Annotated in this window: 16 protein-coding genes and 1 tRNA gene; 11 read left to right on the forward strand and 6 right to left on the reverse strand. The window is 44.0% G+C overall.

Features of this window, described 5'->3' with window-relative positions; all coding sequences use genetic code 11:
- Positions 1-22 precede the first annotated feature (22 nt).
- From ACYUCY_RS05795 to yhbY, 5 genes are all read right to left on the reverse strand, one after another.
- Positions 23-1,555, reverse strand: a complete 1,533-nt coding sequence (locus ACYUCY_RS05795; protein WP_460225509.1) for a hypothetical protein — start codon at positions 1,553-1,555, stop codon at positions 23-25.
- 70 nt (positions 1,556-1,625) lie between these two features.
- Positions 1,626-2,822, reverse strand: coding sequence for a hypothetical protein (locus ACYUCY_RS05800; protein WP_460225510.1), 1,197 nt, complete (start codon positions 2,820-2,822; stop codon positions 1,626-1,628).
- A gap of 134 nt (positions 2,823-2,956) precedes the next feature.
- Positions 2,957-3,817 carry an anti-sigma factor family protein gene (locus ACYUCY_RS05805; protein WP_460225511.1) on the reverse strand — a complete coding sequence of 287 codons (861 nt, stop codon included), beginning with the start codon at positions 3,815-3,817 and terminating at the stop codon, positions 2,957-2,959.
- 106 nt (positions 3,818-3,923) lie between these two features.
- Positions 3,924-4,760: a hypothetical protein gene (locus ACYUCY_RS05810; RefSeq protein ID WP_460225512.1), complete on the reverse strand. Its 837-nt coding sequence runs from the start codon at positions 4,758-4,760 to the stop codon at positions 3,924-3,926.
- A 327-nt stretch (positions 4,761-5,087) separates the two neighbouring features.
- Entirely contained in the window at positions 5,088-5,390 is a 303-nt protein-coding gene (yhbY, locus tag ACYUCY_RS05815; RefSeq protein WP_460225513.1) for a ribosome assembly RNA-binding protein YhbY, read from the reverse strand.
- 301 nt (positions 5,391-5,691) lie between these two features.
- Between yhbY and rlmE the strand changes: the two genes are divergently transcribed.
- The 10 genes from rlmE to ACYUCY_RS05865 all read left to right on the forward strand — a co-directional run bounded on the left by rlmE (position 5,692) and on the right by ACYUCY_RS05865 (position 16,464).
- Positions 5,692-6,312 carry a 23S rRNA (uridine(2552)-2'-O)-methyltransferase RlmE gene (gene rlmE / locus ACYUCY_RS05820; protein ID WP_460225514.1) on the forward strand — a complete coding sequence of 207 codons (621 nt, stop codon included), beginning with the start codon at positions 5,692-5,694 and terminating at the stop codon, positions 6,310-6,312.
- A 246-nt stretch (positions 6,313-6,558) separates the two neighbouring features.
- Positions 6,559-8,484 (forward strand): ATP-dependent zinc metalloprotease FtsH, encoded by a 1,926-nt coding sequence (ftsH, locus tag ACYUCY_RS05825; RefSeq protein ID WP_460225515.1) that lies wholly within the window; start codon positions 6,559-6,561, stop codon positions 8,482-8,484.
- A gap of 114 nt (positions 8,485-8,598) precedes the next feature.
- A complete protein-coding gene (folP, locus tag ACYUCY_RS05830) occupies positions 8,599-9,459 on the forward strand; it encodes a dihydropteroate synthase (protein ID WP_460225516.1) in 861 nt (286 codons plus the stop codon).
- A 204-nt stretch (positions 9,460-9,663) separates the two neighbouring features.
- Positions 9,664-11,001, forward strand: a complete 1,338-nt coding sequence (glmM, locus tag ACYUCY_RS05835; RefSeq protein WP_460225517.1) for a phosphoglucosamine mutase — start codon at positions 9,664-9,666, stop codon at positions 10,999-11,001.
- Between the two features lie 205 nt (positions 11,002-11,206).
- Entirely contained in the window at positions 11,207-11,998 is a 792-nt protein-coding gene (gene tpiA / locus ACYUCY_RS05840; RefSeq protein WP_460225518.1) for a triose-phosphate isomerase, read from the forward strand.
- Between the two features lie 131 nt (positions 11,999-12,129).
- The gene (gene secG, locus ACYUCY_RS05845; protein ID WP_460225519.1) at positions 12,130-12,561 is read left to right on the forward strand and encodes a preprotein translocase subunit SecG; all 432 of its coding nucleotides are present in this window, start codon (positions 12,130-12,132) and stop codon (positions 12,559-12,561) included.
- 498 nt (positions 12,562-13,059) lie between these two features.
- Positions 13,060-13,144, forward strand: a tRNA-Leu gene (locus ACYUCY_RS05850).
- 838 nt (positions 13,145-13,982) lie between these two features.
- Positions 13,983-14,894: a hypothetical protein gene (locus tag ACYUCY_RS05855; RefSeq protein ID WP_460225520.1), complete on the forward strand. Its 912-nt coding sequence runs from the start codon at positions 13,983-13,985 to the stop codon at positions 14,892-14,894.
- Positions 14,895-15,323: 429 nt separating this feature from the next.
- Positions 15,324-15,695, forward strand: a complete 372-nt coding sequence (locus ACYUCY_RS05860; RefSeq protein ID WP_460225521.1) for a hypothetical protein — start codon at positions 15,324-15,326, stop codon at positions 15,693-15,695.
- A 229-nt stretch (positions 15,696-15,924) separates the two neighbouring features.
- On the forward strand, positions 15,925-16,464 hold the full coding sequence (locus ACYUCY_RS05865; RefSeq protein WP_460225522.1) for a DUF7010 family protein: 540 nt from the start codon (positions 15,925-15,927) through the stop codon (positions 16,462-16,464).
- Between the two features lie 182 nt (positions 16,465-16,646).
- On the opposite strand, the gene ACYUCY_RS05870 is transcribed toward ACYUCY_RS05865, so the two are convergent.
- Positions 16,647-17,507: an alpha/beta hydrolase family protein gene (locus ACYUCY_RS05870; protein ID WP_460225523.1), complete on the reverse strand. Its 861-nt coding sequence runs from the start codon at positions 17,505-17,507 to the stop codon at positions 16,647-16,649.
- 432 nt (positions 17,508-17,939) lie between these two features.
- Between ACYUCY_RS05870 and ACYUCY_RS05875 the strand changes: the two genes are divergently transcribed.
- A complete protein-coding gene (locus tag ACYUCY_RS05875; protein WP_460225524.1) occupies positions 17,940-18,968 on the forward strand; it encodes a hypothetical protein in 1,029 nt (342 codons plus the stop codon).
- The last annotated feature ends 143 nt before the right edge of the window (positions 18,969-19,111 follow it).

The raw sequence follows: 19,111 nt of genomic DNA on the forward strand, positions 1-19,111 counted from the left end.
TTTTAAAAATACCGAAGTTGATTTAATCTTTAGAAAGTTGGTCTTGGTATCGATTAACTATTTCGTCGGCTAAGCAATGTGATTGCAATTCCACAACTTTATGCGCAGCATCCATCAAATAGTAGCCATCATCATTTTCATTTTCGTTGTCGACACGATAATAATTTTCACTGACGCCAACCAAATGTCCACTGATCTCTTCTGTTTCAAGATTGATACACTTAACGGTTTCTTTATTGTCGCGCTCTTCCGGTAGCCGTAAGTGGCTGGCCATTTGTATTCGCTGCTGAGCGTCACGTAGTTTGTCGAGACTCTCGTCATTCGCTCTCGTCAAGGAGCGACCAAAACTGAGTGAACTCAAAAGGCATTGGTCGTTTATTTTTGCGCGCTCTGACGAAGCCGCTTTTGGTTCTTCACTGCAAAGATTCTCAATTAATTTGACCGGTTCTAAACAGTCCTCGGAATTGAATCCTCTGCCCATCTCCGCACAGGCGATCATCATCGCATTCTGGAAAGCGGCACTGTTGGTGTCAGAAAGCAACATGATCCGTGTGTTTTCGAGCGCCTGATGTTTCTCGATGGTGAGTCTTAATGCTTTATCTAATTCGCTGCGGAATAAAACATTAAAATAGTTTTGAAAATCGTCGCGCTTATGTTCTTCGGTTAAAAATTTTCTTTCAGATAAGCCTGCCAATAAGCCATTGATATTAATTCGGGGTTGCGGACTTTGCACAAACAGATAGGGAAGTGCGAGCTGTTCCCGTGTTCTTACTTGTCTGCCATCGAGCTCAATATCTTGGCTATAGCGGCGATCATAAAAATCACCACTTTGCTCCTCCAGCATGTCATGCCAAGCAACCAATTCAATGGCGACTTCGTTGAGTAAGGAGTTGATTCCGCTAGCGATCACTAGTCGCCACGCATCGTCGGGGTTTACAGGATTATTTTGCAAGTCGAGACAGTCAGTTTGCGGTAAATTCCAAAAACAAGTACGTCGATAATTATTCGCAGAAGATTTTGCGAACACGACTCTACCTTTGCCATCGCGTAGCTCGAATGAAAAGGTTGCTTGGAAAAAATAGTTGCGTCGAAATTGGCCTTCGAGATATTCAACGGCCAAGGTGTCCATTTTTGCGAAAGGCATTTGCATTTGTAGGATAGCGCGGCTTTTACCCGAACTCTCCTGTTCACCTTGGCGGATAATGCGACCATAAACTTGAAAGCAAGGATCGTCATGTAGTGATTCGCCAATTTTAACTTCGAGTTCGCTGGGGTACTCCAAATTGTCGATGGTTTCTCTGGGTGTGTTGCTGACCGCAAGAGCACTTGCCAAGCTTGGATCGGAACTACCGTCGGTGCCGATTTTGAAATCCGCCAATATTAACGGTGCGCGATTAATCAAAGCAGAAACGTAATTCGTGAGTCCCCGATTGCAAGCGGCGTTCGATATGTCGTTCTGGGCTTTAATGTTGCCCGCGTTGCCAGCCAATACCATAAAAACAAGTAAACAACGCAAATAGTGCCGGTATATTTGTTTACTTGTTTCCCTTTTCACTTTGCTTCCTCAATTATCATGGCACTTTGGTTTATTGATGAATCGTTTTTACAGTTTTGAGTCGCCGCGCTTAGCTAGCCGTATAGTGATTGGTTTCTGCGTAAGCGTCTTCGTCAGCAAATTCCGCTGGGAAATCCCATTCTTCATTTAAGCGCCGTACGTCTTCTTCTAAGTCCTCATCAGAAAGCGTAGGAATTTCGCTGGCTTCGGTATCAAAGGTTCTCACAATTCCGGCCCCGCTGCTCAGGGTATCGCTGAGAACTTCAGCGTTGTCGCCGACAAACTCGGTGAATAACTGCAAGCTACTTTTTTCTTTTTTGTTTCGGTTTTTCAGCCAGCTGACACCTTGTTCGAGGACGGATATTTTATAGTTTCCGTCTTCGCTATCGCGTATTTTTCTAACCGTTGATTCATTTTCCTTATATTCGATTTTGGCGTTTTCCATCATCGTTCCCGCCATTTTTTCAGATACATAGAGACTACGAGCGAGAAAAAATGTTGAACGAGTCGAGTGTGCCCTTGCTTTCGCTGCAATGGCTAACGCTTCTGCTTTTTGCTCATCTTTTAATTGTCCAATTGCAGGGAGGAATTTATCAACATTTTCGGAATAATGATGTTCTTGGTTAAGCAAATATTCTGCTTTTTCCATATCATTTTCTTTGGCTAAATCTTGTTGTAATTTACTATCTTTTTGTAAAGCATCAATTTTAACGCTGAGTTCGACACCGGATTTGTCAAGATACTCTGCAAGTTCTTCCAAAGAGCGTTCGGTATAAAAACTGTAAGCAGAGCCCTTGGTTACTAAAAATTGATTTAATGAGAATTGCGAATCAAAATCTTTGGGTACGCAAAGGCCGACTAGGTAGGAGGAAACATCGTCCGAAGCGAGACTCTTACCGGTGTATTCCGTGGTAAACAATAAAGCGATTTTTGCGGCTTTGTCTTCTTCCCCGGCTTTGATGCAGGTATCTTCGGCGAGCTTTGCCGTGTTTTGTTCACCAATTTGTTGGCCGCTAACATTCGTGGCGGCAGTATTTTGTAGGGGAGAGCTAGCGGGGGTTTCAGCTACGGGGGTTGCAACGACAGGTTTTGGTTCTTCTAACTTTGGCGCTTCCCGTCGAATACTACGTTCGATCTTTTCTCGGGCTTCCCTTGCTTTCCGTTCGAAAAAACTTTCCGCGTTTGCCGAAGGTGCTATCAACGCAAGAGTCGCTACACTCGCTAATGCCAATAATCCGGTATTTTTCCGTGAGATTACAAGATTCATTTCTTCCCCCCTCCCCAGGTGGATCTAAATAAGTCAGCTGACATTTTTGGTTAGGCAAATAACGCCAATTGTTAATTATTACTCTTTAATGGTAAGTAGACGGATACCGCCTGAATTTTTAACAAAAATTTAATTTAAATTTGTAAGCCGAGGCTTTCTAAAGTCTCCCCATTATCTTCGCAAAGCGATTGTGCCGATGTTGTATCGATATTAATTAATAAGCTTGAGTCCGAAACGGAACGTAATTCGCTTAAACGCTTACTCAAGGAGCTTAAATTAATCGGAGCATTGTTTTCGTTTAAACTCGGGTTTTGACAAAAAGTCTCCGTCAATACTAACCACAAGCCGACATTGTAAGCCCAGCGTTGTTGCTTAGAACAAGATTCGGTATCCGAATGATTGATACAGTGATCGAGTATTTCATTGAGGTTCGTTTGGCGATGTGGGGCAAGCACTTTTAAGCCGTCGGCAAATCCAATTGAAATATAAGTCGATGTTTCTTCGGAAACCTCTACGTTGGTATTGATGCCTTTAGTAAATTCATCTTCACTTTCCGGCCATTGCGAGTAGGGCACCATGTCATTCAGATCGCCGCGTAAACTCGTGGTGAGATCTGATGTTGGGGAACCCACAAAGATGAAAGCGACAAACGCAACCGCCACCGCACTGCTTAAGCCCGTGGTTATGGCACTCCAATGAGATTTGATAAGCTCAAAAATCGATGCATTGGTGGCGGTGCTGGATGACGCAGAAGCCGCGGTCTTGGTGAGGGAGATAGCGCTAAGAGTGGATTCCAATTCGCTAAAACGTTGATAACAAAAATGACAGTTGGCGAGATGACTTTTGCAGGTAGCAATTTGCGCACTTGGCATTGAGCCATCAATATAAGCCGCCAAGCCCTCATCATCAGGAGCTGTTGTTGCATCGATACAGTCGTTATTACCGTGATCGGAAAGTGCGAAATGCAATAATGCTCGTTTATGATCAGTGTTCATCAACTATTTTCCAAGCTATGTTCAACAAGATATCACTTTTCATCTTTGACTCGATTTTTAGTCTTGGTCTAATTAGACGGATAACAACGGTCAGTTTAACAATGGCCTAAAGCAAATCATCTCCGTCAAAACCGCCGGCGCTGAACGCGTCTTTCAAAGTCGTTAACGCCGATTCTAACTGTCTTCGTGCAGTGTGGTATTTGAGCTTTAACAAATTTGCCGCATCGGTGACGGATTTTTCATCGATGACGACCATGCGCAATAATAATTTTTGATCGTCGCTTAATGTCAAATTAGGCAGCGCTTTGCCACGTAATTTTTCGAGTCGTTGAATGATTTCGGGATCAACGACTTCCGACGCATCATTGGAAATAAAAAGCCAGATAGCGGAAATAAGCCCCTCGCTGCCTAATTCGACGTCCGCGCTTTTTTCTTCAGTTTCAAGTGGGTCACTCATGTCGTGTTCAGAAAATTCATCGTACTGCGGGCTTGGCGCAGTTTTATGCAGGCAATCGGGGATTCGTCGAAAAATTTGCGCGACTATTTCTTCAATTTTTTGTTTGTTTTCCTCGGTCGGATTAGCGAACTCTTCTTGGATCGATTTACTTGAGCGATGCTCGCAACATAGGCGTCGGTGGATAGAGGTGTAAATACCGCCGATTTTTTTTAACCAATCCGGTGCAACACATCTGCCAAATTTCCGCCGGGCGAAATCTTCTACTCCGTTGCGAAAGCAGCTGATGACATAGGTAGTGGGTTTCGAATCACCGCGAAAGCGTTGTAACTTTTCAAAGTTGTTGTCGCTGAGTTGGGCCATGACATGGTTAAAGGCTTCTTCGGCGAGATTGATATCGCTGGGAAAACGCTTGTTACAGAGGAATTCGAGGGAAGAAATGAGCTTGCCTTCTTCTCCGTAGAATATGAGTTGCCAATCCGTTGCCATAGCCAATTAGATCAAAAGTTATTTAAATCGAGATGTGGGTGAATTTAAGAAGATTTTATTTTTATTTGAGCGTCCAAAGAATATACATAAATAGACGGGCTAGTTCTATAACAATACCAATTAAATTGGCCATATTATGGGATTAAATATATACCGATTAATAACGCTTATCGTCAAGACAAGACGGAGATTACAAAGTATGCAGGAGAGCAATTTATTTAAGATAACGACAAAGGCAAAGCAGATCAAAAACGCACTAAATTGTGGCGCATCAAAAAAACGTGCCCGAACATTTTTACAACTGATTGTAGAAAAGTGGGGGGAGTCTTACATCCGTAAAAGATTTGATAATTTGGCGTTTGGTTTTTTCGCCGCACGAAACAACACGATAACTTTTCCAATCGCCTGGACTTTTTCCGCTCCGGTTTTTTCACACAAGGCTTCGATAAGTTCAGACCGCTCCTCACGTTCACCAACCGCTAGCTTCACCTTAATGAGTTCGTGATCATTAAGGGCTCGTTCGAGCTCAGCCAGCACAGCTTCAGTTAAGCCGTTGCCCGCGATAGTGACGATGGGTTTTAAATTATGGCTAATTGCCCTTAATTGTTTTTTACGATCTGAGCTCAACATTGTGAAAACCTAAAATATGGCGTGAAAACAGCTTTACTAGCGGCCGTAGGCCTTAAGCGGGTGGCGAATGATACCTGATATTGACGGCGGAAGTGAGCCTATATTGACCGCTGGAGTACAGAGAATGACTGGTCAAATAGTCACGATATTTACCTTGGCGAGAATGGCAATAATCTTGCCATTCTTAGCAAAGCTTAATCCTCATTTCTGTTAAGATAGCGGTCATTTTGCGGGCTTATTAGTGGTTTCAATTCGCCTCTTTCCTCGTTTTAATTTCGTGTAGTAGGGTCAACTATTTCTCATGGCAAAGTCTAAAAGCAGCCATCGCTGGTTGCGCGAACATTTTAATGACCCCTATGTGAAACAGACTCACAAAGACGGCTACCGCTCGCGGGCCAGTTATAAGCTATTAGAAATACAGGAAAAAGATAAGCTGATTCGCCCGGGCCACACAGTGTTGGATCTAGGTGCTGCGCCCGGCGGCTGGTCACAAGTGGCGGCGAATCTGGTGGGTAAGAATGGCCGAGTTATTGCCTCAGACATTCTCAGCATGGATGGTATTGCAGGGGTGGAGTTTATCGAGGGCGATTTCACTGAGGAGGAGGTCTTGAATCAGATCTTGGCAAGCTTAGGTGAGGCAAAGGCTGACCTTGTAATATCCGATATGGCCCCCAATATGAGTGGAGTCACTAATATTGATCAGCCAAAATCCATGTACTTAGTTGAACTTGCCGTTGATCTAGCTAAGCAGACCTTGCGTAAAAAGGGTTGTTTCGTCGCAAAAGTATTTCAAGGCGAGGGATTTGAAGCCCTAATCAAAGATCTGCGAAGCAATTTTGAGCGCGTAGTATCGCGCAAGCCAGATGCATCGCGACCTCGATCCAAAGAAGTCTATTTGGTCGCAAAGGGGTATCAAGGTTGATTCCTACAAAAAAGAGCCTCAATTCGCGTCTAACAAGAGTCGTGACTGAGTCCGCAGCCTTAGAACTGATACTACCGGCAGTTGTCGGATAGAGGCTATACTTGCCGAAATGCAATAAAAACGGGTTAGTTAACTAAGGGTCATTTACTGACTAAAGAGTTTCCCCCAAAGAGTTTCTGACTAATTAGACTAAATAAGAGTTTCTGTAAAAGCGGCAGAAGCTAACAAGAATGTGAGGGTAAACGTTTGAACGACATCACTAAGAATATCGTCCTTTGGGTGGTTATAGCGTCAGTCTTATTCATACTATTTAAAGGCCTAGATACCACGCCGAAGCAAGAAGAGATCGAATACTCTGATTTCCTTCGGGAGTTGGATAATGGTGGTCTCCAAGAAGTCACCATCGATATTCTCGAAGTTCAAGGTGTACGTCGTAACGGAACCCGTTTTAAAGCGAATCGTCCATACAACCTTGATGACAACGGCGCCTTAGTCGAAGCCCTCGAATACAATAATGTTGCTTATTCTGGCGCAGAACCCCAAGAGCGTAGTTTCTGGACTGACCTCTTCCTAACTATCCTCCCCATACTCTTAATTGTCGGCATCTTTATGTTTTTTATGCGGCAAATGCAGGGCGGCGGCGGTGGTCGTGGCGGGCCAATGAGCTTTGGTAAAAGCAAGGCGCGCCTATTGGGCGAAGACCAAATCAAAACGACTTTTGCTGATGTTGCCGGTGTTGATGAAGCGAAAGAAGAAGTGCAAGAGCTGGTTGAATACCTGCGTGATCCTTCTAAATTTCAACGCTTAGGTGGACGCATCCCGCGCGGTGTTCTCATGGCGGGACAGCCGGGTACTGGTAAAACTTTACTCGCCAAAGCCATTGCTGGTGAAGCGAAAGTGCCGTTCTTTTCTATTTCTGGTTCTGACTTTGTTGAAATGTTTGTTGGTGTCGGTGCATCTCGCGTACGCGATATGTTCGAACAAGCAAAAAAACAAGCGCCTTGTATTATCTTCATCGATGAGATTGATGCAGTTGGTCGTCATCGTGGTGGCGGTCATGGTGGTGGTCACGATGAGCGCGAACAAACCCTCAACCAGTTATTGGTTGAAATGGATGGCTTTGAAGAAAATGATGGTGTCATTGTTATCGCCGCAACCAACAGACCCGATGTACTTGATAAAGCCTTAATGCGCCCCGGTCGTTTTGATCGACAAGTTTATGTGGGCTTGCCAGACATTCGCGGTCGCGAACAAATTTTAAAAGTTCATATGCGTAAAGTACCCATCGATGAATCGGTTATGCCGAGTGTTATTGCGCGAGGTACGCCTGGGTTCTCCGGTGCTGATCTAGCTAATATTGTAAACGAAGCCGCATTGTTTGCTGCCCGTGCCAATAAGCGTTTAGTAACGATGGAAGAATTTGAAAAAGCGCGCGATAAAATCATGATGGGCGCAGAACGCAAAACCATGGTGATGAATGAAAAAGAAAAAATTAATACCGCGTATCACGAAGCGGGCCATGCCATTATTGGTCGTCTTGTACCCGAGCATGATCCTATTCATAAAGTATCAATTATTCCTCGCGGTCGTGCCTTAGGTGTTACCCAGTTTTTGCCAGAAGAAGATAAGTACAGCATCAGTAAACGCCAATTAGAATCGCAACTGTGTTCACTGTTTGGCGGTCGAATCGCAGAAGAGATGACCTTAGGTAAAGAGGGTGTGACAACCGGTGCTTCAAATGATATCGAGCGCGCAACGCAAATGGCTCGTAACATGGTAATGAAGTGGGGCTTGTCTAATAAACTTGGCCCTCTGCATTACGGTGAAGAAGAAGGCGCTTACCCAGGTATGTCTTCAACAAATTATTCTGGTGAAACTTCAAAATTAATTGATGAAGAAATCCGCACAATTATTGACGAGTGTTATAAGCGTTCAGAAAAAATTCTAGAGGAGAACCGCGACATTCTTGAAGCAATGAAAGATGCATTAATGGAATATGAAACAATCGATGCTGAGCAAGTTAGCGATTTGATGGCGCGCAAGAAAATGCGTCCACCCCGCGATTGGCATGACGATGATTTTAATAGCCATATGAATGGTGGATCTTCAGAAAAAACCTCTGATGACGATAAAAAGTCTGATCCCATCGGCGGCCCCGCCAATGAGCATTGATTTTTAGAAAGTATATCCTGGTAATTTAATAATTTTTAATTCAACTAAATGGGTCTGGCAACAGGCCCATTTAGTTTTTAAGTAGTTAAAATTTTTCATACGGGCTCCTCGTTTTTGAACATCCACGACAATAAATTCTTACGCTTTCTGTCGGAACCTTTGCCCAAAATCATGGGCGTATTAAATGCAACCACCGATTCTTTTTCCGACGGCGGGGCCTACTTTCGTGATGGAAAATTTAATCTGTCCAGCGCACTGCAGCGAGCCGAGACCATGGTCACAGAAGGCGCAACGATTCTAGATTTAGGTGCGGAATCAACACGCCCCGGCGCTTCGCCTGTTAGTAGTCAAGAAGAGTTAGATCGTTTACTCCCCTTAGTCGAAGCGCTGAAAAAAAACCTCGACGTATTTGTTTCCGTCGACACTAGCTCCGCGGAAGTAATGACAAGTGTTGCCAAAGCCGGCGCTGATTTAATTAATGACGTGCGGGCCTTGCAGCGTCCTGGCGCTTTAGCGGCAGTTGCAGATTCCGCTTTGCCAGTTTGCCTTATGCACATGCAAGGTGAGCCCGATGCCATGCAAGCGAACCCCCGCTACGACAATGTCACTGACGAGGTGTATGATTTTCTGCAAAATCGAGCGAGCACCTGTATTGAAGCGGGGATACCCGCAGAAAAAATAATTATTGATCCCGGTTTTGGCTTTGGTAAAACCCTTCAACACAATATCGAGTTATTGCAAAACCTGAAGCGTTTTAAAGCCTTGGGTTATCCATTGTTGGTTGGTTTATCAAGAAAATCGATGATTGGAAAATTACTCGATCGTGAAGTCGATGAACGTTTGGCTGGTAGCTTGGCCTTGGCAATGCTGGCGGTTCAAGGCGGTGCAAAGATCGTTCGGGTGCATGATGTGGCCGCTACTCGGGATGTTCTACACATTTTAAGCGCGATTGATCAAAATATTGCCAATAATTAACAGTAAATCAGTACCGGTGAAATGCTTTGATTGCAGCCCAGTATTCATAATTGCCAGGCATAGTTAAGCAGGCACTTTCGCGGTACACAGTAAAAATTTAAAACAGTTAGGGTAGTTCGGAAAAATATTATTGAGGCGGCCAGTGCTTTGGTTACGCCAGAAATTTTCAGCAGCCCGCAAGAAAGTAAAAAAAGGAGCTTAGGCATGTCGCGTAAATATTTTGGAACTGATGGCATTCGCGGTCGAGTTGGGGTTGAGCCGATAACGCCGGATTTCATGATGCGCCTGGGGTGGGCAGCGGGCAGAGTACTAGCCGAGCGTTACAACGGTCCTAAATTAATTCTTATTGGCAAAGACACCCGAATATCCGGCTACATGTTTGAGTCTGCTCTAGAGGCGGGTTTGATTAACGGTGGTGTCGACGTCGGCTTACTCGGCCCTATGCCGACCCCAGCTATTGCCTACCTCACGCGAACTTTTCAAGCGCAAGCAGGCATAGTTATTAGTGCCTCTCACAACCCCTATTGTGATAACGGCATAAAATTCTTTAGTGGCCACGGCATGAAGCTTCCTGACGATATCGAGAAGAGCATCGAAGATCACCTCGATCAACCCATGAAAACCGCTGATAAATTAGGAAAAGCGCGCCGCATCAGTGATGCACGGGGCCGCTATATTGAATTCTGTAAGGGCACAATGCCCTGGGGCTTTAGCTTACAAGGCTTAAAAATCGTTCTTGATTGTGCCCATGGTGCCACTTACAACGTCGCGCCAGAGGTATTTAGAGAACTCGGCGCCCAGGTCGTTACCATCGGCACTGAGCCAGACGGCGAAAATATCAATCGCGAAGTCGGCTCAACCGCACCACAAGCATTACAAGCGAAAGTACTAGAAGAAAAAGCCGATTTGGGTATCGCTTTTGATGGCGACGGCGATCGTGTTGCCTTTGTGGATGATAAGGGTGAAGAGGTCAATGGCGATGAGCTTCTCTTCGTAATCGCCGCATTCCGGCAGCAATACGCGTCGGGTTGTAACGGTGTGGTCGGCACCTTAATGAGCAATTTCGGCTTCGAGCTCGCACTCAAAGAACTGAAAATCCCCTTCGTTCGCGCCAAAGTGGGTGATCGTTACGTCATTGAATCCATGCGTAGCAACGATTGGTATTTAGGTGGCGAATCCTCCGGCCACATTATTTGTAGCGACGTCACCACCACAGGTGATGGCATTATCGCCGCGCTGCAAGTGCTATTGGCGCTAATCTCCAGCGGCCAAAGCCTGCGGGAAGCCAAATCTGGGATGCAGAAACTCCCCCAAGAAATGATCAACGTTCGGATCAATAAGCCTGTTGATCTCGATACCCATCCAAGTGTTCAGTCAGCATTAACCGAGACAGAGGTTCAACTGAAGGGCCGAGGCCGTGTCTTGTTGCGACCTTCTGGTACGGAGCCGGTGGTTCGGGTGATGGTCGAAGGCGAAGACTTACCACTGGTTAAGCAGCTGGCTCGAGATTTAGCCCAGGTCGTCGAGCGCGCCGTTGCCTGATCGAAGACAATAAGCCAGAAAACAGCCGTAAAAAACCACCGAAAACCCCGGTAAGACTTCTGAGACCGGGGTTTTCTTTTCTCGCCTTGATCGCTTTAAACCCTTGTCACATGGGGCCTACTTAGCTAACATTGGCGCCCGCTTTTAGCGACCCCGTACCACTAGACGGCGAATGCCACAAAAGAATATCAGCTGAGAGAAGCCTATGCGCCGTCCACTTGTCATCGGCAACTGGAAAATGAACGGTACTAAAAGCAGCGTTGCTAAGCTAATTGATAGCACGCTCGCTCATTGGCATGGCATGCATCAAGCTGAAGTTGCTGTTTGTGCCCCCTACGTTCATCTGGGGCAAGTCGCGAGACAGCTCGCCGAATCGAATATTCATTTCGGCGCGCAAGACGTGAGTCAGTACGAAGACGGTGCTTACACCGGCGATATTTCCGCCGCGATGTTAGCGGATATGTTTTGTCATTTTGTGATTGTTGGCCATTCAGAGCGTCGACAATTTTATTCAGAAAGTGATGAGCTGGTAGCAAAAAAATTTGCTGCGGTATTAGCAGCAAAAATGACTCCCGTACTTTGTATCGGGGAATCATTACAGCAGCGCGATGGGGGTGAAACCCTCAAAGTGGTAGAGCGCCAATTACAAGCAGTCATCGATCGAGTCGGTATCGAAAAGATGTCTCACGCGGTTGTAGCCTACGAACCCATTTGGGCAATTGGCACAGGTCGCACTGCAACACCACAGCAAGCGGAAGAGGTACACAGTTTTATCCGTGAGCAATTAAAAAGCAGCGGCCTGACCGTTCGAATATTGTATGGCGGCAGCGTAAAATCCAACAACGCAGCAGAACTGTTCGAACAACAAAATATTGATGGCGGTTTAGTGGGTGGTGCATCCTTAAACGCAGATGATTTTTTAGATATCTGCCGAGCAGCTGAACTACCAAGTACGGTAAATAAAATTAACGCTATTGATCAGCAAAAACAGAATTAATAGTAAAAAACAGTTCGGCTTATTTTTTGATTCGTTTTATTTAAGATCAGTTTCAAAATTTGTTTCAACCTTAGAAATCAAAAGACACTAGAAAAAACTTCAGCTCAAGCGTTGAAGTCAGAGAGAAGATTATGGAAAGTATTACCCTAGTTATTCACATCATTGCAGCGGCAGCGATTGTTGGCCTTATCCTAATCCAGCAAGGTAAAGGCGCAACCGCAGGCGCATCTTTCGGTGCCGGCGCATCACAAACTGTTTTCGGTAGCGAAGGCAGCGGCAGTTTTTTCAGCCGTTTAACCGCCGTATTCGCCGCCATCTTTTTTGCCACCAGTTTTGGCCTCGCGGTATTAGCAAAAGAGAAATCACAAGTTGCTTCAAGCCTGGGTATCCCAGTCATCCAAGAAGAGACCGGCATCCCAAGCGTTCCCGCCGAAGAACAAATCAATTCCGGAATCCCCGTAATTGAAGACACCGTTTCTGAAGCCACCGAAAATACAGCACCGGTTATAGAAGAAGCCGCAGCAGAAGTTGAAGAGGCAGTGCCTGCGGTACCGGAGCAATAAAGAGCTAGAAATTTTTTGCTTTAAGTTTTGCCCAAGTGGTGCTTGTTTTAAGGTAAAAAGATGTAGGCGACGTGAATGGAGTCACTAGTGTCGCGAGCGCAGGAAGCGCAGGAAGCGCAGGAAGCGCAGGAGCGACCACGCTAGCGTGTCGGGAAGTTACCTCAGTAGAAGTTTAGAACACAGTAGTTTTGTTTCATGAAGATATGCCCAAGTTTTGGGATTGGTAGATGAAGCACAGGATGTGCAAATGCCGTGAAGGGCAGGACTCCCGAGAACGGCCACGCCGCGTGTTGGTCATATAGAAAACCGTAGCTGAAAATAAATAATTTTTAAGTTTATTGCCCAAGTGGTGCTTGTTTTAAGGTAAAAAGATGTAGGCGACGTGAATGGAGTCACTAGTGTCGCGAGCGCAGGAAGCGCAGGAGCGACCACGCTAGCGTGTCGGGAAGTTACCTCAGTAGAAGTTTAGAACACAGTAGTTTTGTTTCATGAAGATATGCCCAAGTGGTGGAATTGGTAGACACGCTATCTTGAGGGGGTAGTGGCGAAAGCCGTGCCGGTTCAAGTCCGGCTTTGGGCACCATATTTGAGTGCGCTCTTCGAGCGCGCTTACATTCAAAGCCGGACTTCGTCCGGGTTGACTCGCCACTTCCCTGTGGCTCGGGTTTCACCCAGCTCCTATCGTCGCTGTCCAAATTTGTTCCTGACAAATTTGTGGGCACCAAATTGAAATTCGTAAGCCGGAGTACGATGTGAATGGATTCACAAGTGTCGCGGTTGCATGGACGCAAAAGAGCGACGCCCAGCTAACAATCTCTTTTCGCGCTTCGCGCGGAGTTGTCGTTAACGTTCGAGCTGTCGCTCGAACCCAGCTTTGGGCGAGCTTCGGCCCACCGAAGTTTTTATCATCCCGTCTTTAATCCGATTCAAATCCAAATAGTAGACAGATAAAAGGTGTGACTTGTATGGATTGCTCATTCATACAATGAATCACCCGTGAGATTTGAAGTGTTCGAATGGGATGATATCGGCGCCACTAAGTAATCCTGCTTATTTGCGTTTTACACTTGTTCATACATAATGGTTCGAATTTCGCACTGGAAATGGATGTTCGTTATTGAAAAGGGACTACTGCCTCGTTGTAACTTCTATTCAATAATTCAATTTACAAAAGCCAAATAGATAGAAGTTTGAATTTAGAAAGCGAACATATTCGGTAAAAAAATTACTAATAGACTAAATCGAATTAGCAATAAAGGTGGCGGAGGATATATGTTTTGACCAACTGACGTAGGTTAAACTTTATTCCCTCCGTCCCCTTATGCGTTAGAATAAATAATGTCAATTAAAGGCGACCCACAAAGGCCGTCCAATTAGGAAAAATTAATTCCTTCTTAAAATACTTAAAACAAGATAAAAATATGGTATTCAAAAGATACGGTGGTGGATTTTCGGGAGGGAACTCCGCTAATACGCGATTTATCGAGGTGAGGGCTTTTTCGCTTTGGTTAGCGTTCCTTATCGGCGCTGCTGGTGGTTTATTAGATAATAATGGGATTCTTATCGTACTTTTAATGGTAACTTTTCCGCTCTACTATGGTCTTGGTGTGTTAGCAGAAAAAAAATCAAGACTGGCATTTTTCAGTATTATATTTTTCAGTTTTTTACTGATTGTATTTCTCTCGGCCAACTCTAATAGAATAATCGAAGCAGAATATTTGGAAAGTAGGATTAGCATCCATTTTTTTATTGTGTATTGTTTGTTGATGGCGATTACGGCAACTTTCTGTATTGTTCGTTTAAAACACTCTAGTAAAGCGATCGCCGAAAACAATATGTACAGAATGTTCATGGTTGGATTACTGTCTACTGTGGCGATTTTGGTTATCACCGCATTAAACACTACTCCCGTTCTTACATGGGATAAAACATTGGAATTATCCGAAAGATTGTCATCCGGTGAGTACGAAGCGTTTCTAGAAACGCTGGAGTTAGTTGAAGAGAATTTATTTTCCGCAACGAAAACTGAAGATTTGGCATGGATATCCGGTAAATATGCTCCAATTGATCCAGAAAAATACTTGATGGCGCTGCGTGATTGGCGGAAAGATAACCCCACCGCGCAGCGCTTTGGTTGTTTTGGAATAACAAATTTTGGCGAATGGTATGTTGATAAGGTCGATGCGCAATTAGAAGGGATTGGATATAGAAAATCAAAGATCGAGTCTATCGATGCTGAGAAACTTGAGAGTATAAAAGCTCTTTGTTTGGATCAGCTAAGCGATGTCGAAAATACACTAACGGAAATAATATCTACGCAAAAAATAAATTAATAAGGTTCAGATAAGACTTTTCTCGGAGGTCCATCCATGCGATCAATGTGCGATCAATGGGGTCAGAGTAAATTGATTTTCGAGTGCTCAGTTTTTATGAAGCTGGACTTCGTCTGGGTAGACCAGAGTCTGCCGCTTCCGACAGTTAAAAATAACAGCTGTCCAAATTTGTTCCTGACAAATTTGTGGGTCCCCATTAACAACCTTCCAGTACTTTATTCTAACTAATTAAAAATTGATTCGTCTCATTTTTACCGATAGTCTTAACGGTCTAATAAAAAATTTGTACGTTAGTTTTAATCGATACCAAAATACTTTCTTCTAGGCGATTTCTTGGGTTTTGGTGTAATTGATTTTTATCTCTCTATTGGCAAATAAAACATTCTAATAAAACTAATTATTTATCGATACATTGAATGGAGTTAGCGTATGAAATACCTTCCAATATTATTAGCCGCATCATTAGTTGCGTCATGTTCTGGGACGCCTCGCTATGAAGTTACTTGGTTGACCATAGATGGTAAAGAAGCAGCACCGGAGTTGGTAAATGCCGCTAGCACGGATTGCGATTTTGATAAAAAAGCAAGGATGGTTAAAAGGCTGAGAGATTTGGCGTATGAGGAGGATCGTAGAAGTTATGGAACAGGAGACTATATTGATGGCAGACACAAGAAACTTTTTTTAGACAAAGAGAACGCTTATTATAAAAATGCAAATAAAATTGCTGTCGAATTGAATGAGTGCATGTATGAAAACGGAGTGGTAAGTGTTGCAGTTCCACAAGATCCAAATGCAGAGTAAATAGTTTGTTAGAATGAATAATGAGAAGTAACGGCGACCCACAAAGGCCGTCCAATTAAATTAAGTGGGGTCAGATAAGACTTTTCGTGGTATTCAGTGGGAACATAAAGCCTCGGAAGAGAAGTTTATGATTTTGGAGTTGAAAAATTAGAGTCAGATAACAATTGAATTATTGCGAACTTATGAATGATCAATTGTCTGCAATCAATGACAACTTTACAGGCTGTGTATGGATTTAGATAAAGCACAAGCGGATATGCGATATGCATTTTACGGTGGCGCTACGGGTGCGTTGGTTTCTGCTTCAGCCTGGCTGATTACCGGCTTGGTTGCAATTAATTTCTCTAAATTTGCTAGCATTATTGTTTTATATATTGCGGGCATGTTTGTTTTTCCCATATCAATAGTATTGAGTAAAATTTTTGGCAGGCCCGGCGCCAATGCTAAGGGAAACTCACTGGGCTTTCTCGGGTTAGAAAGTACCGGCATATTGATTTTTTGCTATCCCATCGCCTATGCGGTTTCATTGGTTCATATCGAATGGTTTTTCCCAGCCATGTTGATATTCATTGGTGTCCGCTATTTAATGTTTACTACCCTATACGGTAGTAAAGTCTATTGGGCCTTTGGCTTAACTCTGATAGCTGCAGGTTACAGCTCAGCATATTTGAGTGTGCCTTTTTACATGGGAGCTTTTATTGGCGCTGCAATTGAATATGCTTTTGGACTGTTCATTTTCTTTCTTCATCGTCACCAATGCCGGTCGTGACTACAAAATACATAGCAAACATAGTCAAAAAAATTAAGAAAAATTAAGTGGGTTCAGATAAGACTTTTCGAGGAGATCCATCCATACAATAAATTTAAGTTTTATCTGACCTTAATGTTCCATAAATCAGTCATCTTTAGGAGTAAGCTTTATTCCTTGGCCTTACCAAATTAATTTATCTGCTACAGATTTTTTGCAAAGAATTTAAGCAGCACCGATTCATGAGTATTCCATCCTTCCCCTCGTCTTCCATGCATTCCACCTGGGACTTTGTGTAGCGATGCATTTTTCCCGGCGTCGAGCAGAGCTTGTAACATTAACTCACTGTGTCTAATTGGAACACGCGTGTCAGCGTCACCATGAAGAAGTAAAACAGATGCTGTAATATTTGGTGCAGCGAACAATGGCGATCTTTCTCGTTGGGTTCCACCTGAGTTACAGATGCCATTGATATAAAATTTTATACCCATCTCCCCCATGTCTGTTTCTTCTGCCCACAAATTAACGTCGGTCACGGGAAAATAAGCTGCAATCGCTTTAACTGAATCACTCAGTGCGCCCGCACTGAGTACGGTCATTCCACCCTGTGAAGAGCCAATCAAGCCGATTCTATTTGGGTCGACATTTTTATGATTAGAAAGCCATGTTATGGCATTAGCGAGATCGTCAGCTTGTTTCAAACCACAGTCGTCTTGCCCACCTGTTTCTGGCCAGCCACGCAGGGTTATTGCCAGGGTTACATAACCCTCGTTGGCGATATCCTTCGCCCAATACGTCATCGCTTCACCCGCTCGCGCGCCATACGGATAGAACCCGTGTACAAATATTAGCGCGGGTTTTAGTTCATCACTTTTTAGTTGTTCGGGTTTATATAAAACACCATGCATATCAATATCGAGTGATTTTATTTTAACAACCACCCCACCGGGGGCATCTTCGCCCTGAGTACCGGCATGTTGAGCGCACGCGTATTGAGAGGACAGTATAAGTAAGCTGAAATAACACAACAAACGTCTTGTGGAGCTAACTTTATTGTTTTTCATTGAGAACCTGCTTAACTGGCGTAAAAAATACCATTAGAAAAATGACTGAAAATGATCAATGGGGTCTATTTGGAAGTTGTATAAAAATTACTAATTCAGTAACGTTACGGAAATCATTTTTTGTTACCTGCGCTAACGGTACGTGAGTGATGCCAAACAACCCAAGTAAAAAACTGTAAGGAATGCAGAACTTTCTGTATTGACTGAAGTTAAATGGTCGATTAATTCATAAAGGTTTTTAATTTTTATAGTTGTAAAAGTAAAATCGCTCTAGATTCCATTCAGGCGTGACTAAAAATTTTTAGCGAAAGTGATAAGAGGTAAAAAAGTTGTTCGGAGTGACAGCGATAAATTCATAACAACATCCAAATATAGTTATTGCAGACTTAGTACGGAAAATAAAAACAATAAATCATAATGAGGTGATTCTCGATGAAAATAATTCATTTCCTATCAGTAAGTATTGTTTTGGGTCTGGCCCTTTCGGCTTGTGATCAAAGGTCTGAATCTTCTAGTTATTCGCCACCTCGCAATTCTTGGGGGCAACCGGATATTGGTGGCGTTTGGAGTAATGGGACGACTACGCCCTTTGAGCGGCCTGAGGAATTTGGCAATCAATTAGTGTTAACGGAAGAGCAAGCTAGAGAGATTCAAGGGGAGGCTGAAGATTATCGAGAAGCAGGTAATGTTGCCACCGATCCAAATGCGCCGGAACCACAAGATAAAAATACTGCAGCGGGTTACAACCGTTTTTGGACTGATCCCGGTACACGGGTGATGCGGGTGGGTGGTGAGCCGCGATCTTCGTTAATTACTTTTCCAGAAAGCGGTCGCATTCCACCGCGTCTTCCTAGCGCTGAAAAAATTGCTCGCCGTCGTTTACCGCCGGGTGGCGCGTTTACCGAGGCTGCGTCTTTTGCCGGGCCACGCGATAACCCAGAAGAGCGCGGAATTTCAGAACGTTGTATTTTAATGAATTCGTCAGCCGGCCCGGTACATCGGCCAACACTGTATAACAATAATTTTTTAATTACCCAAGGCAAAAATGCCGTCTCGCTCACTGTCGAGATGATTCATGATAACCGTGTTATTCGTATCGGTGGCGAGCACCGGAATGATGGCGTTAAGCAATGGCTGGGTGATTCAATTGGTTGGTATGAAGGCGATACCTTGGTCGTAGAAACCAAAGATTATCATCCCAGTCAAAATTTCTTTGGCGCTTCGGATCAATTAACAGTGACTGAGCGATTTACGCGAGTAGCGGATGATCGCTTGTTATATCAATTTAAAGTCGAAGATCCGAAAACCTGGGGCGAGGCTTGGGGTGGTGAATATGAATTTTGGGCTTCACCGGGTTTTTATGAATATGCTTGTCATGAAGGCAATATTGGTTTGGAAGGTATTTTGGCGGGAGGAAGAAGAGCCGATAAAGAAGCCGCGGAAAAAGCTAAGTTGGAGTAGTAGTGTTTAAAATGTCGTTTCGTTTTTCGGAGCCAGTAAAAATATTTTAGATAATTATGATATTGGCTCCGAAGTATCGAGACATGCTGGTGTTGAATCTCATGCTTTTTTAGCCGCCGTATTAATTTCCACATCGATCATCG

Source organism: Aurantivibrio infirmus (genome assembly GCF_054767315.1).